25 protein-coding genes are annotated in these 21,336 nt (G+C 54.8%); 14 read left to right on the forward strand and 11 right to left on the reverse strand.

Annotated elements, in window-relative coordinates; genetic code table 11:
- Nucleotides 1-425 precede the first annotated feature (425 nt).
- The gene (locus A4E19_08070; GenBank protein OQW31558.1) at nucleotides 426-695 is read right to left on the reverse strand and encodes a hypothetical protein; all 270 of its coding nucleotides are present in this window, start codon (nucleotides 693-695) and stop codon (nucleotides 426-428) included.
- 62 nt (nucleotides 696-757) lie between these two features.
- Entirely contained in the window at nucleotides 758-1,129 is a 372-nt protein-coding gene (locus tag A4E19_08075) for a hypothetical protein (protein ID OQW31559.1), read from the reverse strand.
- A 56-nt stretch (nucleotides 1,130-1,185) separates the two neighbouring features.
- Here A4E19_08075 and A4E19_08080 point away from each other — a divergent pair, with 56 nt between their 5' ends.
- The gene (locus A4E19_08080) at nucleotides 1,186-1,452 is read left to right on the forward strand and encodes a hypothetical protein (GenBank protein ID OQW31560.1); all 267 of its coding nucleotides are present in this window, start codon (nucleotides 1,186-1,188) and stop codon (nucleotides 1,450-1,452) included.
- A gap of 405 nt (nucleotides 1,453-1,857) precedes the next feature.
- On the opposite strand, the gene A4E19_08085 is transcribed toward A4E19_08080, so the two are convergent.
- On the reverse strand, nucleotides 1,858-2,541 hold the full coding sequence (locus tag A4E19_08085) for a hypothetical protein (GenBank protein OQW31561.1): 684 nt from the start codon (nucleotides 2,539-2,541) through the stop codon (nucleotides 1,858-1,860).
- A 62-nt stretch (nucleotides 2,542-2,603) separates the two neighbouring features.
- Entirely contained in the window at nucleotides 2,604-3,563 is a 960-nt protein-coding gene (locus A4E19_08090) for a hypothetical protein (GenBank protein OQW31562.1), read from the reverse strand.
- 355 nt (nucleotides 3,564-3,918) lie between these two features.
- Between A4E19_08090 and A4E19_08095 the strand changes: the two genes are divergently transcribed.
- A complete protein-coding gene (locus A4E19_08095; protein OQW31563.1) occupies nucleotides 3,919-4,416 on the forward strand; it encodes a hypothetical protein in 498 nt (165 codons plus the stop codon).
- 614 nt (nucleotides 4,417-5,030) lie between these two features.
- Here A4E19_08095 and A4E19_08100 read toward each other — a convergent pair.
- Nucleotides 5,031-5,819 carry a hypothetical protein gene (locus A4E19_08100; GenBank protein ID OQW31564.1) on the reverse strand — a complete coding sequence of 263 codons (789 nt, stop codon included), beginning with the start codon at nucleotides 5,817-5,819 and terminating at the stop codon, nucleotides 5,031-5,033.
- A gap of 405 nt (nucleotides 5,820-6,224) precedes the next feature.
- Here A4E19_08100 and A4E19_08105 point away from each other — a divergent pair, with 405 nt between their 5' ends.
- Nucleotides 6,225-6,947, forward strand: coding sequence for a hypothetical protein (locus A4E19_08105; GenBank protein ID OQW31565.1), 723 nt, complete (start codon nucleotides 6,225-6,227; stop codon nucleotides 6,945-6,947).
- 201 nt (nucleotides 6,948-7,148) lie between these two features.
- Nucleotides 7,149-7,892, forward strand: coding sequence for a hypothetical protein (locus A4E19_08110; protein OQW31566.1), 744 nt, complete (start codon nucleotides 7,149-7,151; stop codon nucleotides 7,890-7,892).
- A gap of 289 nt (nucleotides 7,893-8,181) precedes the next feature.
- Here A4E19_08110 and A4E19_08115 read toward each other — a convergent pair whose 3' ends face one another.
- Both A4E19_08115 and A4E19_08120 read right to left on the reverse strand, forming a co-directional pair.
- Entirely contained in the window at nucleotides 8,182-8,673 is a 492-nt protein-coding gene (locus tag A4E19_08115; protein OQW31567.1) for a hypothetical protein, read from the reverse strand.
- 76 nt (nucleotides 8,674-8,749) lie between these two features.
- On the reverse strand, nucleotides 8,750-9,544 hold the full coding sequence (locus A4E19_08120) for a hypothetical protein (protein ID OQW31568.1): 795 nt from the start codon (nucleotides 9,542-9,544) through the stop codon (nucleotides 8,750-8,752).
- A gap of 398 nt (nucleotides 9,545-9,942) precedes the next feature.
- Between A4E19_08120 and A4E19_08125 the strand changes: the two genes are divergently transcribed.
- Nucleotides 9,943-10,380, forward strand: coding sequence for a hypothetical protein (locus A4E19_08125; protein ID OQW31569.1), 438 nt, complete (start codon nucleotides 9,943-9,945; stop codon nucleotides 10,378-10,380).
- Complete coding sequence (locus A4E19_08130) at nucleotides 10,377-10,907, forward strand: hypothetical protein (GenBank protein OQW31570.1); 531 nt, start codon at nucleotides 10,377-10,379, stop codon at nucleotides 10,905-10,907. Before A4E19_08125 ends, A4E19_08130 begins: the two co-directional genes overlap by 4 nt.
- A gap of 242 nt (nucleotides 10,908-11,149) precedes the next feature.
- Here A4E19_08130 and A4E19_08135 read toward each other — a convergent pair whose 3' ends face one another.
- From A4E19_08135 to A4E19_08150, 4 genes are all read right to left on the reverse strand, one after another.
- Nucleotides 11,150-11,557 (reverse strand): hypothetical protein, encoded by a 408-nt coding sequence (locus tag A4E19_08135; protein OQW31571.1) that lies wholly within the window; start codon nucleotides 11,555-11,557, stop codon nucleotides 11,150-11,152.
- Nucleotides 11,558-12,051: 494 nt separating this feature from the next.
- Entirely contained in the window at nucleotides 12,052-13,020 is a 969-nt protein-coding gene (locus A4E19_08140; protein ID OQW31572.1) for a hypothetical protein, read from the reverse strand.
- Between the two features lie 253 nt (nucleotides 13,021-13,273).
- Nucleotides 13,274-13,576, reverse strand: coding sequence for a hypothetical protein (locus tag A4E19_08145; protein ID OQW31573.1), 303 nt, complete (start codon nucleotides 13,574-13,576; stop codon nucleotides 13,274-13,276).
- Between the two features lie 91 nt (nucleotides 13,577-13,667).
- Nucleotides 13,668-14,015 carry a 4Fe-4S ferredoxin gene (locus A4E19_08150; protein OQW31574.1) on the reverse strand — a complete coding sequence of 116 codons (348 nt, stop codon included), beginning with the start codon at nucleotides 14,013-14,015 and terminating at the stop codon, nucleotides 13,668-13,670.
- Nucleotides 14,016-14,319: 304 nt separating this feature from the next.
- On the opposite strand from A4E19_08150, the gene A4E19_08155 reads away from it, so the two are divergent.
- The 8 genes from A4E19_08155 to A4E19_08190 all read left to right on the forward strand — a co-directional run bounded on the left by A4E19_08155 (nucleotide 14,320) and on the right by A4E19_08190 (nucleotide 21,314).
- On the forward strand, nucleotides 14,320-14,601 hold the full coding sequence (locus A4E19_08155; protein ID OQW31575.1) for a hypothetical protein: 282 nt from the start codon (nucleotides 14,320-14,322) through the stop codon (nucleotides 14,599-14,601).
- Between the two features lie 589 nt (nucleotides 14,602-15,190).
- A complete protein-coding gene (locus A4E19_08160; protein OQW31576.1) occupies nucleotides 15,191-15,532 on the forward strand; it encodes a hypothetical protein in 342 nt (113 codons plus the stop codon).
- A 180-nt stretch (nucleotides 15,533-15,712) separates the two neighbouring features.
- Nucleotides 15,713-16,201 (forward strand): acetyltransferase, encoded by a 489-nt coding sequence (locus A4E19_08165; protein OQW31577.1) that lies wholly within the window; start codon nucleotides 15,713-15,715, stop codon nucleotides 16,199-16,201.
- Nucleotides 16,202-16,485: 284 nt separating this feature from the next.
- Complete coding sequence (locus A4E19_08170; GenBank protein ID OQW31578.1) at nucleotides 16,486-17,520, forward strand: hypothetical protein; 1,035 nt, start codon at nucleotides 16,486-16,488, stop codon at nucleotides 17,518-17,520.
- Nucleotides 17,521-17,723: 203 nt separating this feature from the next.
- Nucleotides 17,724-18,383 carry an isoprenylcysteine carboxyl methyltransferase gene (locus tag A4E19_08175; GenBank protein OQW31579.1) on the forward strand — a complete coding sequence of 220 codons (660 nt, stop codon included), beginning with the start codon at nucleotides 17,724-17,726 and terminating at the stop codon, nucleotides 18,381-18,383.
- Between the two features lie 109 nt (nucleotides 18,384-18,492).
- Nucleotides 18,493-18,765, forward strand: a complete 273-nt coding sequence (locus A4E19_08180; protein ID OQW31580.1) for a hypothetical protein — start codon at nucleotides 18,493-18,495, stop codon at nucleotides 18,763-18,765.
- A gap of 406 nt (nucleotides 18,766-19,171) precedes the next feature.
- Nucleotides 19,172-19,366 (forward strand): hypothetical protein, encoded by a 195-nt coding sequence (locus A4E19_08185; GenBank protein OQW31581.1) that lies wholly within the window; start codon nucleotides 19,172-19,174, stop codon nucleotides 19,364-19,366.
- Nucleotides 19,367-19,694: 328 nt separating this feature from the next.
- Nucleotides 19,695-21,314 (forward strand): hypothetical protein, encoded by a 1,620-nt coding sequence (locus A4E19_08190; GenBank protein OQW31582.1) that lies wholly within the window; start codon nucleotides 19,695-19,697, stop codon nucleotides 21,312-21,314.
- Nucleotides 21,315-21,336 lie beyond the last annotated feature (22 nt).

A 21,336-nucleotide genomic window follows, 5' to 3' on the forward strand; every position in this document is an offset into this window, starting at 1 on the left:
CGCTGGGTGGTTGCGTCCGCGGGATCGGATCAGGAGGTGAACTCTTACTGAAGGAGACGACGGTGGGAGTTACTTGCCTTTCAACTAACACCGGGCGATTCCAAGTTCCACGATGACAAAGGCGAAGGTAAGTGTACTGATAACCATTCCTCGTCTTTTCTGCGTACCGGCGAAAGGTTGACGCGTCGCGCATTACGGCCCTCAATAGAGCGGAGGTTGAGGGCCCCATCGCAAGCCGGCAAGGTCCGGGTCTTCACCGTCTTGCATCGGCCGATCGCGCTTGGCGGCCTTTCGCTGCACACGGCGTTCTTCTTTGTCTCGCTGTTTTTGCATACGGGCTTTCTCACGGTCCCGCTTAGCGGCTGTAGTTTTGCCTGGTCCTCCGATGATGCTCTCCTTTCGATCGTGATGTGCCGATGTGCGGCCTACCGCGTAGCGGTACCCCGCCTGCGAATAGCCCCCGACGTCTTGGATCCGGATTTGGGACGGGCGTCCTTTTGTTGGGAGCGAGAGACGGTATCCGGACTCAACCCTTGGCTTGCGGCTGAAGTGATCTGGCGACGAATGTCCTCAATCGACGGCTCGGGGGATGACTGCGCCGGATCTCGGAGTCCCAGCATCTCCCAACGGACCTTGGTCCGAAGAATGGTCCGTTTTCGCCGGTGTATGGCTTTGGTTCCCCATGATGTATTCATCGCTCCTCCACCATTTCAAACAAAAGGTTGAACACACAAGATCGGCTACTGATGTTGTCTCTCTATTGCCGTGACTTGTCCGGAGACGCCGAGGCTTTATGCGCCGCAGTCACGAAGCGATCTTCTGGAAAGACTGCTCGAAGCCGGTCGGTGACGGACCGTCGATACAGTTCGGATTCGCGAGCGAGCAGGACCAGATGTTTGCTGTCCAGCAGAATATTGAGGTGGTGCTCCGAGACGAGCAACCGCGTGCTGTCGCCCACGTTCACCCGATACTGCGTTTTTCCATCCGGGTTACGCTCCGAGCCGGATACAATCTCGGTCAACCCGTCGATCACCCCTTCATAGGATTCGGATCGATGACGCACTCTCGTGCCGTCTGGAATGCGGACCCAACGCTCAACAGGGGTCGATTGGTTCGGTTTGGCGCTCATGGACAGATGCTCTCAATGTAGGTGTTCATCAGATTCGTCTCCTTGATTCGAGGACAGTGGCTCCTGACAGGGCACGTGTAGCCTATGCCATCTCCTATTTTTCTATCATAGCCATCAAGGGAGAGAGCGGCGTCAATGGAAGGACCTCTATCGCTGAGGCCATTGTCCGACCCGCTCACAGCAGACTGATCGATGCAATCGCGCAGGAACAGGATGGGGAGAAAAGCGCGAGGATCAGAATGACTACGCGCTTAGTCTACCACATGGCGGGGGAGGTTGCGAATCAAGGCAGAGGCCTTCTCCTAAACGGAAAGTCTGAATGAACAGCCGGAGCCGTTTGAGACGGCCCCGGCCGACATTGTAACCGTCGTAACCGTTGCGGCAGACACCGCTTCCTCATACTCCAGTTACGGCCATCGGCTACAAACGACTCATCACATGAAACCGCCCATAAAAAGTGCAAATGCTACGATCCCGATAAAAATCGCGCCATACCAATACACCCATGCTGGCTCGTGTGTTAGATCGTCCTTTATGTCCTTTAAGTGTACATCGCTCATACCGTCCACCTCCTTGCTTGAAACCTCTTTGTGCTCGAATACGGGTTGTCTGGACCGTCCCTTGTATTCATCAAAATGTTACGGTTCGGATCGGTTTCTTTGCCATCGCCTAGAAGATTGAATTAGAACTACACCGATTGGGTGAGAATATACGCGTGAAAGGACGGATCAAGCTTTGAGGTGAGTGAGAATCGCCTCGACGCGCCCGTCGACCGAGAGCTTCTGATAGATATGATGGAGATGGGTCTTGACGGTATCGACCGACACACACAGCTGGTCCGCAATTTCCTTGTTGCTCCGACCGGCCGCCGCGCACGTGAGAATTTCTCGTTCCCGATCGGTCAAGCCGGATAGTCTGGCTTTGTTGTCCTCGTATGTCTGTGGGAGCGCGCCGGGAACAGTTTTGGCGAACTGCGCGGGCATGACCGGCGACAAGATGTGTTCCCCTCTCGCAGTGGCCCTGATGATCCGCAGAAAATCTGTTTGGTCGGTGTCCTTCAGGATATAGCCGAACGCTCCAGCCCGCATCGCGGCCACGATCCGCGAGTCTTCATCGTATCGGGCCAACAACAATACTCTAGTTCTGGGCAGGTGCTGACGGACAAGTTTCGTGATCGACTCCACGTCGAGATCCGGCATATCGACGTCCAGAAGGACGATATCGGGTTTGTGTTCGAGCGCCAGGCGATAGGCTTCGTGCCCGTCCATTGCTTCGGTGACGCCGGCGATATCTCGTTCCCGTTCCAAGAGCAACCGCAGGCTTTGCCGAAACAGACGTTGAGCCTCGACGATGAGCAGTCTGACGGATCGCGATTGTTCGCGGCGATCGATTCGATGCGTTGAGCTCTTCATGTTCAGGACTCACCGGCGGCCGACGGTTTTGTCGGACGCCGGTGTCCCCGTTCGTTCTTCCGCTACGCAGCCATGCGAAACGCCCAGCGGTCTACATCTCGTCTCAGCTGGGCGAGCGCCTTTGCCTCTCTGCTCTGCGCCGCCATGGTAAGTCCACCCAAAAAGATGGTCGTCAAGAGAAGGCCGGCGGCCATCAGGTAGCCCATTGGGATGTCCGGCCATGATACTGGTTCGGTAGAACCCATGGCGATATCCTCGGAAGCCGTCACTGTTGGCATGGCGGTAGGTGCCTGCGTCGGGCGATCGACGACAACCTCATGGCGAACGGCGGCGAATATCAAACTCGCCAGCTGCTCTTGCTGTGCGGCTCGTCCTTGTTCGGCGTTCATCTGCGCATGTACGACCTGCACCAGTGCAGACCCGAGCCGCTCCTGAATGGCACCTGTCTGCAGCCAGTCATAGTGGGCTGCCTCGACGATGCGGCGTCCGAGCGTCGCTTGCCAGGTCGAGGCGAATTCGTCATGCAAGCGTTGCCCTTGGGCTTCGATCGCGCCGATCATCTTCATGTTGTACATCGTGCCATACTGATCGGCCGACACAAGGCCATTCCGGACGCCGCGCTTTGTGAAGTTGACGACCGCCCGTCCCTTGATGCCTTCCACGCGAGCCAGATGATTGATGGGGACCGTCGCAGCTTGGTTGAGGACGGCTCCGAGCAAGCCGCGTGATCCTGACTGCCAGTCGTGATACGCAAGCGTCGCATGATTCCATTCGGAGGCCGATTGCGCCACGGCGTGATTGGTGCGACGCTCTAAGAGCGCCTGATCAACGATGGCTTGGCCGAGAGCCGGCTGAAGGATGCTCATGCCATCAATGGTAGCTTGCCGTTCAAACGAGAGAACTTGTGACGGGACCATTTGATAGGTCCCATTGGCAGCGAGGAACAACAGGAGCCCTCCAAAGAGAATGGCACACATCCCGACACCCACGATGATATCAATGGTGTTGTAACGGTACGACATATCTTCCTCCTTGCCACAGGAACGACCTGGTATGTGGCGACGGCCAACATGGATATGATCTCCTGGGACTCAAAGGTCCCAGGTCGCTTCTTGAAGATAACTCAGCGAGATGATTGATAAGAGGTGAGAAAGAAGGGGGAACGCAGGTGCTATGTCCAGCCTGTTGGTTCTCTGCGCCAACAACGAACATTGCGACCACCTCCTCACAGCCGAGGCGGCATCGACAAATCAATCTACGCCTCTCGGTGCTCAACGGTCAAGCAGAGGGGCAGCGCGACAGCATACCGATCTATCCGCCTGCTTCAAATCGAGAAAAGGTTGGTGGGAACGCTGGAGGCAGGTAGCATAGGTTGTCATGAAAAATTCTTGTCTGTTCATGTGCCTCTTCTTCCCCTTCCTTATGATATGGCCCACCCATGCCACCTTCGGAGCGGAATTCGTCGCACGAGTGCTTACCGTTCATGAAGGGGATCGACTGACCATCCACCATCAAAGCAGAAGGGACATGGTATCTCTTCGCGATGTGGACTGTCCCGAACTGAAACAACCGTATGGGAAACAGGCAAAACATGCGACGGCGGCTTACATCGGCAACCGTGAAGTAGTCGTGCGAGACTTGAGGAAAGATCGGCAGGGTCGGATAAGCGCCGACATCCTCTTGTTGGATGGACGGCAGATTGCCCATGAGCTGGTCAAAGAAGGGCTCGCGTGGGTGCAGCCTGGAGCATCCGGCAATCAAACCTTGAAAGACATGGAAGAATTGGCTAGAGCGGCGGGCACAGGCCTGTGGGCAGATCCCAATCCGGTCCCGCCCTGGAAGTGGAAATCCACGAAATCTGTTCGACGCAACTAGATCCCAGTTAGCCAGTCTAAGGATTGAGGACGGCTGACCGAAACCATTTTCCGCAGAAACATTAGCATAAGAAAATTCACCCACATCTTCTGTGGATAACCTTGTGAACAAGTCTCTGAATTCAAGAAAGAATGGTGCGTATAGCGTGCGGATTCATCGATTCGCCTATTTTTTAAGCATCCGCCATAGCTGTATTGAACTACTAGTAATAGTGGCTCCGGCCGAAGTTCCCTACTTTCTTGCATATTCCTAGAAAGATCGCTTGACATCACTTGTTTGCATTGGCCAAGCGGACTTCCTATTGCCACCATTCGGATCGCTATCCACAGGCTCATAACGGTTCTGGGGATGGCGGCTCTCTTCGTCAGGAGCGACGTTTCATCTCTGTCAAGGGCCAGAGATGAAAAAAGACGGCTTCGGCGAATAATGAAAAACGATCCAGAGATCACCCTTTCGCGCTAGAGCCGAATGGCCTCCGCCGAGCGCGACCGGATCCTTTCTGGGATGAAGCGGGTCTGTAAGGGCTCCTCATGCCTGATCTCACCGTCCAAGTTATTCCGGCAGTGAGATCCTCGGATGGGACTGACCCCCATCCGAGGATTCACAGAGAAGCTTCAACTGCCGCTGACTGAGTCCAACGTGATAGTTGACTCAGACGGAACAGGAGGAACTCCGTCGGTGGGTGTGTTGCCATCCCCCAACGTTGATGAAGGATCGACTGACCAGTCCGAGGACTCGGTGGGTGCGGGAACGACAGGAAGCCTCATGTGTTCCTGACCGATCTTGCGGACTTCCAGGTGCACCCGGCGATTCATGTGCCGGCAGACGTCGCTGGTGTCGACACACAGGACACCTTCTTCGCCTAAGCTCACCGCCTTGATCCGGTGTTCGGCGATGCCGGCATTCACCAATTCCGCCTTCACCGTTTCCGCCCGCTTCATGCCGAGCTGCTTGTTATAGTTCGCCGATCCCTGCTGGTCGGTATAGCCCTGGATCAACACGCCGAAGTCCTCGTGCTGCTTCAGCATGTCGGCTTGAGCTGCCAACTGAGTCTTTCCTTCATCGGTCAGTCCCTTCCGACCGACTTCAAAGTAAATGTCGCTATGATCAATGTCCGCGGTGGAGACCACTGGAGTCGCCACCTGAGTAGGGTGGATGGTCGAGGCCTCAACCTGATTCATGACCGTGGATTTCTTGAAAAGATCCTGGACAGTAGCTTGCTCAATGGCTCCTGTGATCTTGCCCTGGTCGCCGGCTTGGCTGTAGAGCCACCCCGCGGCAAGCAATCCACCGAGGAAGAGGATGGCTCCAGCCAAGACTTTAACTTCCGTTGCATTCTTCTCTGGCCCCCTCACCGTGGGGGCAATATTCCCTGACGACACCTGCGATGTACCCTGTGACATGACGGTAATCCTCCTTATGGTTAAGCGAACATGTTGAACGCACGACTCGACACTCAGTCCTCAGCACTTGGCCACGGTCTGTTTAATTCACCTCCTTTTCCGTCGTGGTGCCCGGGCCTGTTGATCTAGTGCTTGAGCAACGGGAGTGCCGGTCGGCCGGAAGTGTGAAAGTGAGAAAGTTATTAGGAAACTGAAGGGGTTAAGTAATTAGGCTAAACATCAGAGAGATGCGGGGAAGAGAGATCCATCATGCCGTGCGGGGATGATCCCGCAGTACACCATTGACGCTATAGTAGGGTAGCAACCAAGAGGAGCATTCAGTAAACTCTCGCCCCAATCAGCAGCGTTTAGCGAAGCAAGTATACGAAATGCCGGCTAGACCAACGGTCGAGAAAAGGAGCGGCCATGCCATTCAAAGTTCTTTTATGGTTATTACTGGCGGTGTGTTCAGGTTGTGCGGGCTATGTGACTCCTGGCGGATCAGTAAAACTTGCGGACATCAATCGCGCCGACATTGCAGAAGTGGCTTCTCGCAAGCCCTCTCCTAACTTTCCAGCGCGGTTGGCCATTGTCCGAGTTCAGGCGCCTCAATACAAATCATACACATCCGACAGCTACGGTACCGGTCGGTTCAGTGTTGTGACGACGCAGGAATTGCTCACTGAAGATCAAATAGAAAACATCTCCAAATGGCCAGCCATGGCAGGAGTGGCACCAATCAATCGTTTGCTTCTGACATCGCAGAACATGGACTCACTCGAGGATTTGAGAGTGTCAGCTGCAAAAGTTCAAGCCGATGTTCTATTGATTTATACGCTTGATACATCTTTCAGGATTCAGGGGCGTACGTATGCTCCACTTTCCCCGATATCGCTTGGTCTAGTTCCGGATCGTGATGCACATATCACCTCAACGGCATCCGCTTTGTTTACCGATGTTCGAACTGGATTTGTCTATGGTTTGGCAGAAGCGACTGCAAAATCGACTGGTTTAACCAGTATCTGGGGCACATCAGATATGGTTGACTCGAAGCGGCTTGAGGCCGAGGAGCAAGCATTTAAGCTGCTGATCCCGCAAGTTGAGAAAACCTGGGCAGGCATTGCGAAGCAATACGATGGGAGAAATTAGAGATTCGAACCCAGTTCTTAGGCTTTCGGGGACTGGATGTTGCCGAGGTACGTCATCCATTGTAAATAATGCATTTTGCGTTTGAGCAATCATCGTGAAGCAGATCTCTAATGGCTCACTCACCGCCATGCCGTGGTTTGACATCAGGGAAGAATAACAAATCTGTCTGATCCCCATAAAAGGACATATGGAGAACAGGGTATGTGTACCATAGATAATGATCAAATCCTTTGGCGCACAGGAGTCCATGTTGCCTATTTGGTACATGGTTTCATGCGCCCAGTTCTAACAGCTGGTTTGCTATTCGCCGGCGTTACTCTGTGGGGATGCGGCATCATGCCGGTTGTGGAGCAGGTACCCGTGCCTAACCCTAAGCCGCTTTCTGAACTCCTTCAAACTCGACCGCTGCTTCTCGATAGGGTTGTCTTTGATATTCCTAGGGGGACCGTTGTCGGAGAGAACCGAATGGGCAATGCATGTTTCCGTTCAGAGGAGATCAAGTGGAATGGGAACAGCGCATTTCGAGACGGACAATACCATGAAGAATTTGAACGGGTAGTGATACAGTATAACTATCGCTTACTCGAGAAACCTACGTCACTGTTCGAACGATATAAACTTTCCGGGGCTGAACTTATTCTTGGAGCAAGAATAACCAACCTAAAAGAAAATCACTGCTCAGGATTGACCGGCTGGAACCTTGATCGAGGACACTTTAAGGGGAATGTTCGGTTTCTAGTGCACTGGGAAGTGTTTTCAGTTGCACAGCAAAAAGTAGTGCAGAGTGTAGACATCGAAGCATCTGCTCAAGTAGAGGAGTTTACGCCCGTAGGCGAGAACAATTATTATGTGACTGCATTTGGAAATGCTGTGAAGGGGTTACTAGCTAACGCGAATTTTCATAAGGTTGTAACGTATGCGAGAGAGAATGCTGATCCTGCATGAGAAAAGTCAATAGATATGGTCAGATCTTGTTTTGTGCATACCAGTGATCTAGACTCCCCGGCATGGCTAGACCACTCCGCATCGAATTTCCTGGGGCGCTCTATCACGTCACTGCTCGGGCAACGCCCGGCAAGATATCTTCCTGGATGATGAGGACCGGCGATGTTCACAAAGTAAGCATTGGGGTCGCGTCTAGTTCTGTGCATGCCAGTGAGCAATGACTTGAAGATGTGTCCCTTGTCTCAGCTTCTGCGAACTGGGTTAGGCCGTGAGTTTACTTGGGTGAATATTATTGCGGAGTTGCATGAGAGCTGGTCGGTGAGCTGGAGAGCATGCCCGGCTCGACGAGTGTACCTGCATTGGTGAAGGATAATCGCCCCTCCGTGCTATGCAACACGCCTTTGATGTCGTACGTCAATTCCTGTTTCTGAGAGAACTCGAGCAGTTGGCGCACGATATCCAGCGTCGAGGTCGTGGTATCGATCGTCATCACGGCATCACCTAACCGGGGAATCGTCATCTCCTTGCTTCCTAGACCACGGGCCAGACGTTTCCCGTTCAGATTCAACGTGAAATCAACGCCTGTCAGGTGATAGTCGAAGTCGTTCGGATTGCGGACCCGGAGATCGACACGGAGACGCTGTTCGAACACCGTCGCGTCCAGCGGCGTGACGTTGGTGACAAGCACCTCCGGAGGCTCGCCTTTTATGAACCAAGAGGCGCAGCCGGGAAACAGCAGGGCCACGGCGAATAGGAACAAGGAGGCTCGGTGAAGTCGCATAGGCGACATCATAGCAAGAATATCGACGGGAAAGCGAAGCGCAGAGGATGTCGGGACATGCAGGGAAAGGGCGATCTCACCGCATGATGGAGCAGGCTTCCAGGTGCACGTACTGGTAGTCAAAGCTCGCGACGGTGCACTTGAATCGAAACAGCGCACCTTCGCTGATCCCCGCGACCTCCTGCACCTGCGAGAAGTAGAGGACCAGCGCGCGGCTGGTGAACCCATCGGCGATGTGAATCGCCGCGCCGCCGTCGCTGAGTTCGATCACCGTGCCTCGGCGTCCTTCCAACTCCAGCGCCTTGCCAACGTGACGCGCGAGTGCCGCCTCGGCGTTCTGTTTGAATTCGCGATAGAGGGCGTTGGCAGACGGCAACGGACTTTCCTCACGTGGGACCGCAGGGACTTCAGGCTTAGGTTTGCCATCACGGGTCAAACGCGCCCGGTAGAGGACGGCATCTTCGCCCTGCCAATTCTTCGGCAGATCGATCTCCAGCTCGTCGGTAGATGGTGCATTCCATGTAAAGGTGCTACGGCCCAGGGTGTCCAGCTCGATCATGCTCTGGCTATCCTGGCCGAACCTGCCGCTAACACGATGACTTCCTATTTGGCTGCACGAATAGACGAATATGCCATAGGCACCTGGGTATGAATTGCACAGGTATTGGCCCCACGTGCCGCGGAAGCTTCCGTCTTTCGCTACATCGATGTTGAGATACAATGCGGCGCCGGTGAGGCCGGGGTTCGTGAAGGTCGCGTGTCCCGGTGATCGCCAGTTCCCGACAGGGAATTTCAGCTCCTGCGCGAACACCCCGACTGCGGCGGCGATTGTGCCGGCAAGAAGAGCCTGTTGTACCAGGAGCGTCTTCATGTTCAACCTAAGCGACGTGTGGGTATTGCGGGACTATATGGATGGCCGTGATGGCTGTCAACTTGATGAGGATCGGTAAGGAGGGCGGCCCGGGTGCTTTGATCAGCCGGTCATACAGTGTACCGATGAATCCGTGTGATTCGATGGTCTAAAGCACTGTTGCCGGGACTCTGACGTCACTTGGAGCCTCACTCTTCCGTGCCTGTACGAACCCAGCTACCCTCGTGCCTCGATCCCCCTCTTCGGCAACGCCGGATGAACACAGGTATTGCGAAATATCTGGTCTGGTCAAGGGATTTATTGCATACATTATTATTGAACGGCAAAGAGCGGCGCCATCAGTTCGGGTTATGTGCATGAAGGCTAGTCCATTCCACAACCTAACCATTAGGAGCACCATGAACCGAATCAAGTTGCTGCTTCCCCTCCTATTTGTGTGTCTACTCCTGCCAGCCTGTTCTTCGACCCTGAATGCCAAAAGGGCACCAGGAACGGACTTGTCCCGCCTGAAGTCGTTGTACGTTCAGAGACTGCCGGCGGACGGACGAGGGGTTGAACAGTTGATTGCTCGTCGATTGACGCAGATGGGATTTCGGGCTACCTACGGGGATGGGGAGATACCCCCGATTCCGGTTGACGGCATTGTGACATATCAGGACAAATGGATGTGGGATATCACGATGTACATGTTGCAATTGTCGGTGCAAGTGCGCGATCCGAAGAGTCGAATGGTGCTTATGAATGGTGAATCGATGCGTACCTCACTGGTCAGGAAGGATCCTGAAGGGATGGTGGAAGAGGTACTTACGGAGATGTTCAAAGGAGACAGACCATGACCCGATCGACCTGGGCGATGCTTCTGCTAGGAGTATTGTTTGTCGGAGGATGTGCGTCAGGAGCGAAGCCGGAGGCCATGCTTGTCCGCATGAACGTGCCGGTGCATCAGAGCCAATCCGATGTGAGTGTGAGCGTGATCGGAGGAAAAGAAACATCGACGATGGGGGCGTCGCAGATATCCGACCAGGACTTTGCGCAAGCTCTCCAAGGTTCAATCGTGCAATCTGGACTATTCAGAAAGGCAACGACCAATAGTCCGGCAGCCTACAGATTGGACGCCTTCATTGTACAAATGAATCAACCGATGTTCGGTGCATCCATGACCGTATCGATGGAGGTCAATTACAGCTTAGCCAGAACCAATCCCAAAGAAGTGGTCTGGCAGAAAGCGATAACCAGTACCTACACTGCACCATTTAGTGAGGCGCTTGTCGGAGTTACACGATTGAGAATGGCCAATGAAGGGGCGGCAAGGAAAAATATCGAACAGGCGATCAATGAAATGTCCCAACTCAAGCTTGACTAGCAGTACTTTAACAAACACTGTCCAGTTTCGGATCCCCCCGGACAGAGGCTTGCCGGCAAGATCTCCCGTTTCGCGAGGGGCGATCCGAATCTGGACCAGACCTGCGCAACCCCGGATAGCCGGTGTAGCTCGTGAAGTGGCGTGTCCCATGCCGAAGGCTTGGTCTGGCCCATGTTCTTCGCCGTGAGCGAGGAGGACGATCCCGACCGTACGAGCCCTGAGAGATGGTGTTACGGCAGAGGTCACTCTGACGACCCGCCCACGAAGTAGAGGTGCTTCTCTCCGGTGAGATTCTGCGGTTGAACGATGTAGTGGCCTGTCATCGAGGGAATCCAGACGGACTTGGCCACCTCCATGTCGCCTCCCGTGATGGCCCAAGCGAGGCCGCCCACAATGCCGCCGCCGATCGCATAGGCCATCTTCACGGCACCATAGGGAACGGTGAGAGCCCAGCAGGCTGCTTGGAGTCCGGCTGCTTCGGGGCTGGATAGATTCGTTGAACTGGACAGGCTCGCATGCGATGGACTCGCCTCGGATATGTCTTCACCATGAGCCAGTACAGATTCCCCTATCATGACCAGTACCGTGCAAAGGGCAGTTCCAACAAGAAGCTGCCCGGCCTGCGCCCGTAGAAAGCGATTCATGCTCATGGCTGTTCTCCAGTGGTGAGGTCTGCCAACAAGCGAGGTTCGATACGAGTCTCCGCGTACGTGCTTTTCGCTTCTGGGAGGACGGAACCTCGTGAAGAATGTGTGTTCTGGGGCCAAGTTCGATTCAACAGTTCCTCTCGATGTCTCGCACCTGGCAAGGACCCTAGAGGAAATCAATAAGAACATGACCGCAAGCTTTTCCAACTGCCACGCAACATCTCACTCTTCAGCGCGTGAACGAGCCCGGTCCCTCGTACCCGAGCCCCTTCGGCAACGTTTTAGCCGCATTCGGATTACAGCCCCCCAGCCTCCGGCAACGAGTGCTTCTCATCCTCCATCACGATGGCGGCTCGCCCACAGACTACAGAACACCTCATCACCTATGGCCGCGGAAAGCACCTGAAGTTCACTCGTGATACCTTCGAGCATCGCCAGGCCCTGTTGACCCAAGTGTCTCGAGGCTACAACAGTTCAGGTTCTGTCGCCGATATCTGTCAGAACTGGGCTTCAAACGACAGCTCCAGTGAGACGGTCTGATTGGCCGTCACCGTGAGGTCGCGTTCTAATGTCCCCAGAAGGGGATGCCAGGTCTTGAGGCGATAGGTCCCCGGCGGGAGATCCTCGATGGAAAAGGAGCCCTTCGCATCCGTCACGGCATAATAGGGATTGTCGACGGCATAGCCCCAGTTCTGCATGTAGGGGTGCAGGCTGCACTGCATGGTGAACGCGTTGCGCCCTTTGACCAGCTGCACGAGATCGGAGGTCCCACCGGCCTGTAGGGACGGCCGATAGAAGACGACATCGCCTCCGGTTTGATCGGACGCATACCCTTGGATGTCGTGGGGTACTGGGTCTTGATTAACCACCGTGATTCGACGCGTGTCGCTGATCACGGCGACGAACGGCAGAAACCGGCAGAGGTTCGCTTCCACCTTGGCCTCGGTGAAGGGGAAGGGCTTGCCGCGTTCCACACCCTCCACCACCACCACGGCGTCTTTGAGGCTGCCGTCCGCTCTGGCCCAGACTTCTGTCAAGAACCGATACCCCTTGCCATTGGACAGTTTGCTGCAATATTCGTGGTCTGGATAGCGACGTAACTCGAATTCTTTGGGTATCGGTATGGTTCCGGTGACGGTCACGGTCCCTCGCACGGTGGCCCCCTCCTTCACGGGGACCGACTCATAGGCCCAGGCGTCAGGTCCCAGCCAGGTTGTCAGCACCTGGAGCACCCCTGCCATCATCCAGAATCCGGTTCTAACATATCGCTTCACCACTGTTCCTCCTGCATCACTGGTCTTTCGATGACGATTGTCGGGGTGCCCCGGGATCGGCTTGACTCCATCGCTGAGGAGTTTCACACCAGAACGGCGGCTGCCTGGTGAAGATGAGCCGCCGATACTCTTCCGACCACTTCCTTGCCGATTCACCACCTTGAGTAGAAACCGCCGACCTTGTTTACCCACCGAATAGTATCGCCGAGTTTGGCTCCCTCTGCAACGGGGGATGGTCGTCTATGTGAATTCTCATCTCACGTGCAGCGCAGGCACGCTCTATCACATGACCGCTTGCGGTAATATCCGGCAAGACATAGGCGGCGGCCTAGCTCACCTTGCTTCAATCTCTTCCTTAGACGCTTCGTTCTCGGCGGGACTGTTTCTGTGGAGGCTTCTAGATGACACAGAATAAGAAGCCACCCTCTGGAACCGGAAGGTCGGCTTATGGTTCGTCTTTGGGGGACTCCTCGCTCTGTTTGAGCCAGAGTTCCAGCAGTCTTGTTTCCCGTTCAGACTGGGAAATGTGTTCCAACGCAAACGCGCCCGTCAGACGATCTTCATAAAAAGCCCGTTGCTTCGCGTAGGTTTTCTTAAAGGCGTCCGTCTTAAGAGCTTTCCAATTCGCGTCGGATATTCCGGCTTGAGAACGCAAGAGGTTGATCTCGATGGCTTGGAACGCAAAGACCTTGGCTAAGACCTTGATGACCGTCGCATTGGTCAGGAATCGAGGAGCTTTATCAGCCATGACTCATCGTCTTGGTCAGCCAAGGCACATAGATCCGTATCGGCGCGTTCTCAGCATTCTCGCGCGGTGCGGAACTTCGAAGGGGAACCTATCAGTTCCGCACGCCGCTCCACACTTTTGCCGGATCGATCGGCTTGTCGGGATTGAGGGCCTTCGCCTTTTCCAGCAGGACATCGGTCCCCTCCGGATAGGCCGGATCAGAAATACAACAATTATCAACCGGACAGACCGCCGCACATTGCGGTTCGTCAAAATGGCCGACACATTCGGTGCACCGATCATGGGTGATGACGTAAATATTGTCCCCCACTCCCTGGCCGTCGCCCACATGATTTCCCTTCGTCTCCGCGTCACTGCGAGTTTCGAAGATGGCCTCGTTCGGACATTCCGGCAGGCAGGCGCCACAGTTGATACATTCGTCGGTGATCAGCAGTGCCATGATCCTGGTCTCCTTTATCTTAGAAATGTTTCTTGTCTTCGAGCCTGGGTTTCAAGGGATCTCATCGTGGACGTGTGCGTATGACTCCCTCACCCTAGGCGCATTGAATGTGACAGTCAAGCTGCCTGATGCGTGTTTCAGTCAATAAGAGTCTATGTTGCACCTTCGTAAGCGTTCCTGTCAATGCGGCGGTCGAAGAGAATTTCTGAGGAAGGAGTAAAGGGGCGAGCCTTTCCTTCATTGCTTCAACCGACATCCGAGTGCCCATCCATTCCGAAGAGCTGCTCCACAAGGACGTTCCATCATGCCGACGATGGGGTTATCGTTTGGGGCAAAGAATAATGAGGTTCTTCACGACATGCATTTTTGCATGCTTTCCAATGACACCGGCCTCATCAGCGCCGGGGGTATCAAGGTTATGGCCTGTGTCACGCAAGCAGTTTCATTCGAGGATTTCAATCCGTGTGGCTTGGACTCTGACGTCACGCGGCAGATCGCTCTTCAGCACCTGTACGATTCCTGTTACTCGCACCCGATCTCCATCCTTCGGCAACGCGTCAGCCACACCTGGGTTGCAGCTCCCTAAAACCACCACGGGCAATGAGCCTGTTTCATCCTCCAGCACGAAAGAGGCTCGCCCATAGAGAAGGCATCGTGTCCTGTGGGATGAGAAGTAGAACGGGGGGACGATTTGGAGCGTACTCGTCACGCCCTCTAGCGTTACGAGACGTTGTTGATACGAGGTGGCTTGCAGTGAAAATAACGTCTGGATTGAGACCCGTTCCGGTTCAATGGCACCGGCAGGATTCAGGAACAAGGACGTAGTGAGAAAACCAATAGTCATCCACCACAAGATCAGGCGTACAACCCGTTGAACCGATACCATGCTCTAAGTCTAGCACCAACCAGTTGTTGTGCGTCTTTTCCTGGCACACGGCACAGTGGGATCCAGAGACGATAGGATGAAATCGCGGAGGCCGGTGAGCTATGGCAGGGATGCCGAACCTTGCCGTTGACAAGCGATACCTTGAAAGATAACACTCCTCCCTCGTGCGGGAATGTTCGGCGGGATGGGTGCGTGTTTGTTTCCTGAAACCTGACCACGCTCCTCGTCATATGCTTGTGTATCGCGGTGCTGCGCCCGTCGTGACTGGGATATGAACGATGGGCAGCCGATGATCGGGAAGGCATCACAAGGTAACCTGTCCGGGGTCCAACGGTGTACGTTCACCTTCCACAAAGGAGCAAATCTCATGGCGGATGTCAAAGAGCAGATCACGAATGCCCTGGAGCATTTCAAGCAGCAGCGCGATGAGCTTCAAGTTCAGCTGCACCTGGCGAAGGCGGACGCGAAAGACGAATGGGCTCGCTTGGAGAACCAGTGGGAAGACATAAAACCCAAGCTGGAGGCGGCAAAAGAGGAAGTCGGTAAGACGGCGGAATCCGTGGGCGCCGCACTGAGCCTGGCGATCGACGAATTGAAGAAGGGCTATGAGCGGCTGCGAAGCCGGTTATAAGAAAGGCTCCTCCTTCAAAGCAGCGACGGGCCGAAGCATGATCCTCGATGGGGATCACAGGTAGGTGCGACAGCGTGGTGTGACGAAGTTCGACCGGTCTCGCCCGTAAGGAGCTTGCACTGGACCGGGTTGGACGAAGCTCCCTTATACTCGGGCCTGTCAACAAGCACATGATGCCGCATGGCTATTCGAGAGGCTACAAGAGATGATTTTGAGCGGATTTGGCCGATCTTCCACGAGATCGCGGCAGCCGGCGAAACGTATGGCTATCCGAGAGACGTCACGCAAGAACATGCCTTCGAGCTCTGGATGGATATTCCAAGAAAAACATATGTGTACGAGGAGAATGGACACATCGCGGGCACGTACTATCTCAAGACGAACCAGTTGGGTCCAGGCGACCATGTCTGTAATTGCGGCTATATGGTCTCATCTGCCGCCAGAGGGCGGGGAATCGCAACAGCGATGTGCGAGCACTCTCAAAAGATCGCACAGGCGCTCGGGTACAAGGCCATGCAGTTCAATTTCGTCGCATCCAGCAATGAAGGCGCGGTCAGGCTTTGGAACAAACTGGGTTTCACGACCGCGGGGCGCTTGCCCAAGGCGTTCCGCCATCCATCCAAAGGCTATGTTGATGCGTTAGTCCTGTACAAGTGGTTGGAGCCGTAACTCCACATTTCAACCGATGCCGCCGCTTCAGCTCAGGCTTCTTCCAGCCAGAGATTAGGCGAACAGTCTTGAATCCAAACTGCCCGCCGCGCTCTTCGCTAGGGTGGATCCTAGTGTTCTGAGGCCACGTCAGAACTTATCCATAAACATGTTTGCCGTAGGGTGGTCGAATACCAGCAAAAAACGATGTGGAGACAGGCTCTCATCGCCGCCTTGAATTCCCATTGTCCGTCTCGCTAGACTTCGCCCCGCTCAGTGCTTGCCGCTTCTTCGGAGGGTACTCAATGGCGCGTCGTTTTCTTCTTCAGGTATTCATGATCCTCGGAGCGTTGGTCTGGACGGGGGTGATTCCTTCGGAAGGAGCTGAAAAGCCTCAACAACTGAAAGCGGCGTGTGAGAAGGGTCTGGCGATGGCGTGCAACACGCTGGGCATGTCGTATGTGAGAGGTGAGGGCGTAAAGCATGATGATACGCAAGCTGCGGTCTTTTTCAAGAAAGCCTGTGACGGTGGGGAGGCGAGCGGCTGCTCCAACCTCGCCGTGATGTATGCCGAAGGGACGGGGGTCCAGCAAGATGACGGGCAAGCCGCCGCCTACTCGAGCAAAGCTTGTGACGGGGGGGATGCCAGGGGTTGTTACAATCTCGGTGTAATGTACGCCGAAGGAACCGGGGTCCAGCAAGATGAGGTGCAAGCCGCCGACTTCTCGAGAAAAGCCTGTGAGGCTGGAAACATGAAGGGCTGCTACAACCTTGCCGTAATGTATGCCGCAGGGTCCGGCGTCCCGCAGGACGACGTCCAAGCCGCCGATCTTTATAAGACAGTCTGCGAGAACGGGAATGCGAGAGGCTGCTACAACCTTGCCGTGATGTATGCTTCAGGGACCGGCGTCCCGCAGGACGATGGTCAATCCGCCGACTTTTATCGAAAGGCCTGTGACGGGGGGAATGCAAAGGGTTGTTACAACCTTGGTGTGATGTATGCCGAGGGGACCGGCATCCAGCAAGACGAGTTTCAAGCCGTCGACTTTTACCGGAAGGCCTGTGACGGGGGCAGTGCGAGGGGGTGCTCCAACCTGGGCCTGATGTACGCCGAAGGGAGCGGGATCAGGCAGGACGATGCTCGAGCCGCCACGCTTTACCGAAAGGCCTGTGACGATGGCGATGCGAAGGGGTGTATCCATCTCGGTTCGGTCTATCAAGCCGGGAGGGGTGTCAAACCGGACGATGCGGAAGCACTCAAGTATTATGGGAAGGCGTGCGACCTCAGAGAGCCGAAAGGCTGCTCTCTGTACGCGAGATTGAAGACGGGTCGGCGGTAAGATCGTCCCTGATCAACACGATCATGACGTGATCGCGAAAAGCCGGAGTCGGAACAGTAAAGAAAATCGTCGGATCTCATCAAACGATAAACGATCGGACTTTTTCTCCAGCTTCTCCGTGCTTACAGGACAAGCGAGACTCCGAATTTCAGCAGGACGGGAAGAAACCCTGGGTCCACGGCACAAGGCCATAGGACATTCCCTTGGATAACGACACAGTTTATGGGGTGTGGTGGCTCGTTTTCGTCAATTCACTATTCTTTATCGTGTTCGCGTTCGGTTTCATGCGTCCTCGGACGGGGCGCGATTGGCGATCACTGGGAGCCTTCTCCGCGTTTATGGTGGCTCTGTTTTCGGAGATGTACGGGTTCCCTCTGAGCATCTATCTGCTCTCCGGCTGGCTGGCGAGCCGTTATCCCGAGGTTGATCCGTTTGCGCATGATACCGGCCATTTTTGGCATATCCTGCTCGGCATCCCGGGGCCTGCACATGCTGATCCGCTGCATATCTTCAGTGAAATACTGGTCTTCGTCGGTCTCATCCTGCTGGCCGTCTCTTGGCGTACCTTGTATTGGGCACAGCGGGACCAAATTCTGGCGACAACCGGACCGTATGCGCTGATCAGACATCCGCAATACGCCGCCTTCATGCTGATCATGTTGGGTTTTCTTCTCCAGTGGCCGACCATTCCGACCCTCTTCATGTTCCCTGTATTAATCGGGATGTATGTTCTTCTTGCTCATGAGGAGGAAGCGGAGGCCCGTGCAAAATTCGGTGAGGTCTATGATCGGTATGCGGCGCGAACGCCGGCCTTTGTTCCCTCATGGAGAACGCGGGGACAAGAAGCAGATATCGAACGGTAGCCGGAGTCAGCAGACAGATGAAATCTGACTCCTGAGTGGGACGGTACCAAGGTACTCTGTGAACCGCAGGCGAGCTATGGTACGGAGCGGACCTTTATGGAGGTGGAGCATGGTATTCAGACGGCCTGAGTTGGAAAAAGACAATCCGATTGCCCCCGAACCCTATGTGGGACCGCGCCGCCGGCTGGCTATGGCCCGCGCGGCGGCATCTGGCGAACGCACGGAAAAGCATGATCTCAAACAGACGCTGCGGGCTTTGACGGAGGCGGCGTCTTATTACGTGGAGTATGTGCCAAAACCCAAGAGATCGGAGAAGAGCTTCAAATTCCTACAGGACGCGATCGCTCAAGCTGAACGGGTGCTTGCAGCCGAAGAGCGCTAAGCGGACTCTTGAAACATAATACCCGCAACTTCCCTATGGATTCAGAAGATAGGTGTGCAGTGGAGTGAGAGGTGCGAGTCCAAGGGATCTACCCGCTGCGGTTCACTAGTCCCTCCTGCCTGAAAACGCGATGATTCCGTTCCCGTCTGAATGATATCCATTTCGATACATCGTGATATCTGCAAGATACTGGTCTGTGATCCTCACTTGAGTTGTGCGCCGGTGAGAGATCCATAAGTACTTATGACTAAAGGACCTTGCATCAATGGTCAACTTGGTACAAGCCTTGCTGGAGATGTCATACAGAACTACAAGACGTGGGACTCGATCCATCACGAGAATCGGAGGAACTCCACACCCACGTAACCCAAACATTGATGGAAGAACAGAAAGGAAGGAGGAGGCCATGCACGAGGTTGCGGTTTTGATAGTCTGGTTTGCGTTGAATATTGCAGCGATGATCCTGACGATGCTGATGCCGCATGTCTTTGCAGATTCACCCGGGAGCAGGAAGAAGCACGATCAGCCGGTTCTGGTCCTATCAGAAGACGGTATAACGGAAGAGAGAACCGCGATGGTACCGATAGGAAAGGCGGCATAATTGTCTTGTAGGTCCAAACGGACCCTTCCAGCGTTACGGATACGAGGAATGAGGGGCGTCTCGGATATGGACAGCGTGACGGAGGCTGCTAGAAATGGATCCATTTGGATTCAGTTTTTTATCGACAATGATACAGATCAGCCGTCTCCCTCTTTACTTTTCTTCGCGCTCGCTTCATAAACCTCTGTCTGGCAAGAAGTTCTATACTGGTCTTGCCGGGTACGCGATGTGCTGTGGCTGTAAGTAATAACACTGTTACATTGCCGACAGTAAGTTCAAAGGCGGAGTGGGCGGAGTGAATCGTAAATGAAACAGTGGGAGGTGTCGTATGCCAGGCAAGAATATCGTTTTATGTTCGGATGGAACCGGCAACACCGCCATCAAAGCGCGAGGCACCAACGTCTTTAAACTCTACGAGGCGGTTGACATCCAAGGGCATAAGCATGACTCGTCCTTGAAGCCGCAAGTCGCCTTTTATGACGATGGAGTGGGTACATCGCGCCTTGCCCCACTCAAGGTGATCGGGGGAGCCTTCGGGTTCGGATTTGCAAGGAACGTCCGGGAACTGTACACGGAGTTAGTCCATGTCTACGAGCCTGGCGACCATATTTATCTCTTTGGCTTCAGCCGAGGGGCTTATACTGTTCGGGCGTTGTCGGGCTTGATCCAGCACTGCGGCGTTTTGGATGTCAAGAATATCAGCGAAGCGTCGGTCAAAAAACGCGTGAAGAGATGTTGGAAAGCGTTCCGCAAGGAAGCATTTAAGCGTGTATCGGACAGTGAACGGCACCGTAACCGAGCCGACGGTTCCTCTGAACAACCTCGAAGGCTGTACGAGGCCTACGACGCGTCCATCGAGTTTGTCGGGGTATGGGATACGGTTGCAGCGATCGGGATGCCACACGAGGGACTGCGTACGGTGATTAATTGGTTCTACCCGATGCGGTTTTCTGAATTGACGCCCAGCCGCTGCATCAAGCGGGCCTGTCATGCTTTGTCCATTGATGACGACCGCCGGACTTTCTATCCGGAGTTGTGGAATGAAAAGGAGGTTCCTGCCGGACAAGTGGAGCAGGTTTGGTTTGCCGGTGTGCATTCCAACGTGGGTGGCGGGTATGTCAAACATGGCATGTCTTTAGTCGCGTTGGACTGGATGATGGCGGAAGCGGAAATCAGCGCGAAGGATGGGTACGACCGGCTGCGTTTCATCAAGACGGACCGCGAGTATGTGCACACACACCAGGACGTCCACGACGAACTCTACGATGCCCGTGCCGGCTTGGGGGTGTACTATCGGTGGGACCCTCGCAATGTCGCCACACTTTGCCGTGAACATCATATGGGTCTTCCGAAGATCCACGTGAGCGTCTTTGAGCGCATTGCCAACTGCACGGGATGCTATGCGCCGGTCAACCTCCCGTATCAGTTCCAAGCGATGGGGACAAGAGGGGCACGCACGTGGCCGTCCAATGAGACGCTTCGAGAAATTGAACACCAGGTGACTGGCGGTGAAGACACAGATGAAAGCCAAGGAGGGAGCACATCCCTCCTTGATGGTCTGCGCACCACCGTCGATAGCGGGAAATGGTCCTACCGTGTGTTTGCCGCCGTGTCAATCTACACTGTGGTCGCTGCCATCGTTCATCTCACCGGCCTGGGGGATCCCTTGCCTCCATTTCCACAGATCGCGGAGGCAGTTGCCGAATGGTGCGCGCACCCGTACCTGGCCATCGGCGGCCTCTATGCTCTCCTTGGCGCAGCGGTGTGGGGGTGGTCCAAGTACGTGGATGGGAAAATGGAGTCCGTGGCGCAGGATCATTGGCAACGTCATCGCGAATCATTGCGGGACATCTTTGCCGACGACCGGGCACAGAAAGAATCAGAATCGAATGAGGTCACGATATTGCCGGCGGCATGGTTGGATCGAAAGTCGCGTGGCCTTCCGTGAACGAGGAGGGCGGTACGGCGGT

Origin of the sequence: Nitrospira sp. SG-bin1, assembly GCA_002083365.1 — a bacterium.
Lineage (GTDB): Bacteria > Nitrospirota > Nitrospiria > Nitrospirales > Nitrospiraceae > Nitrospira_D.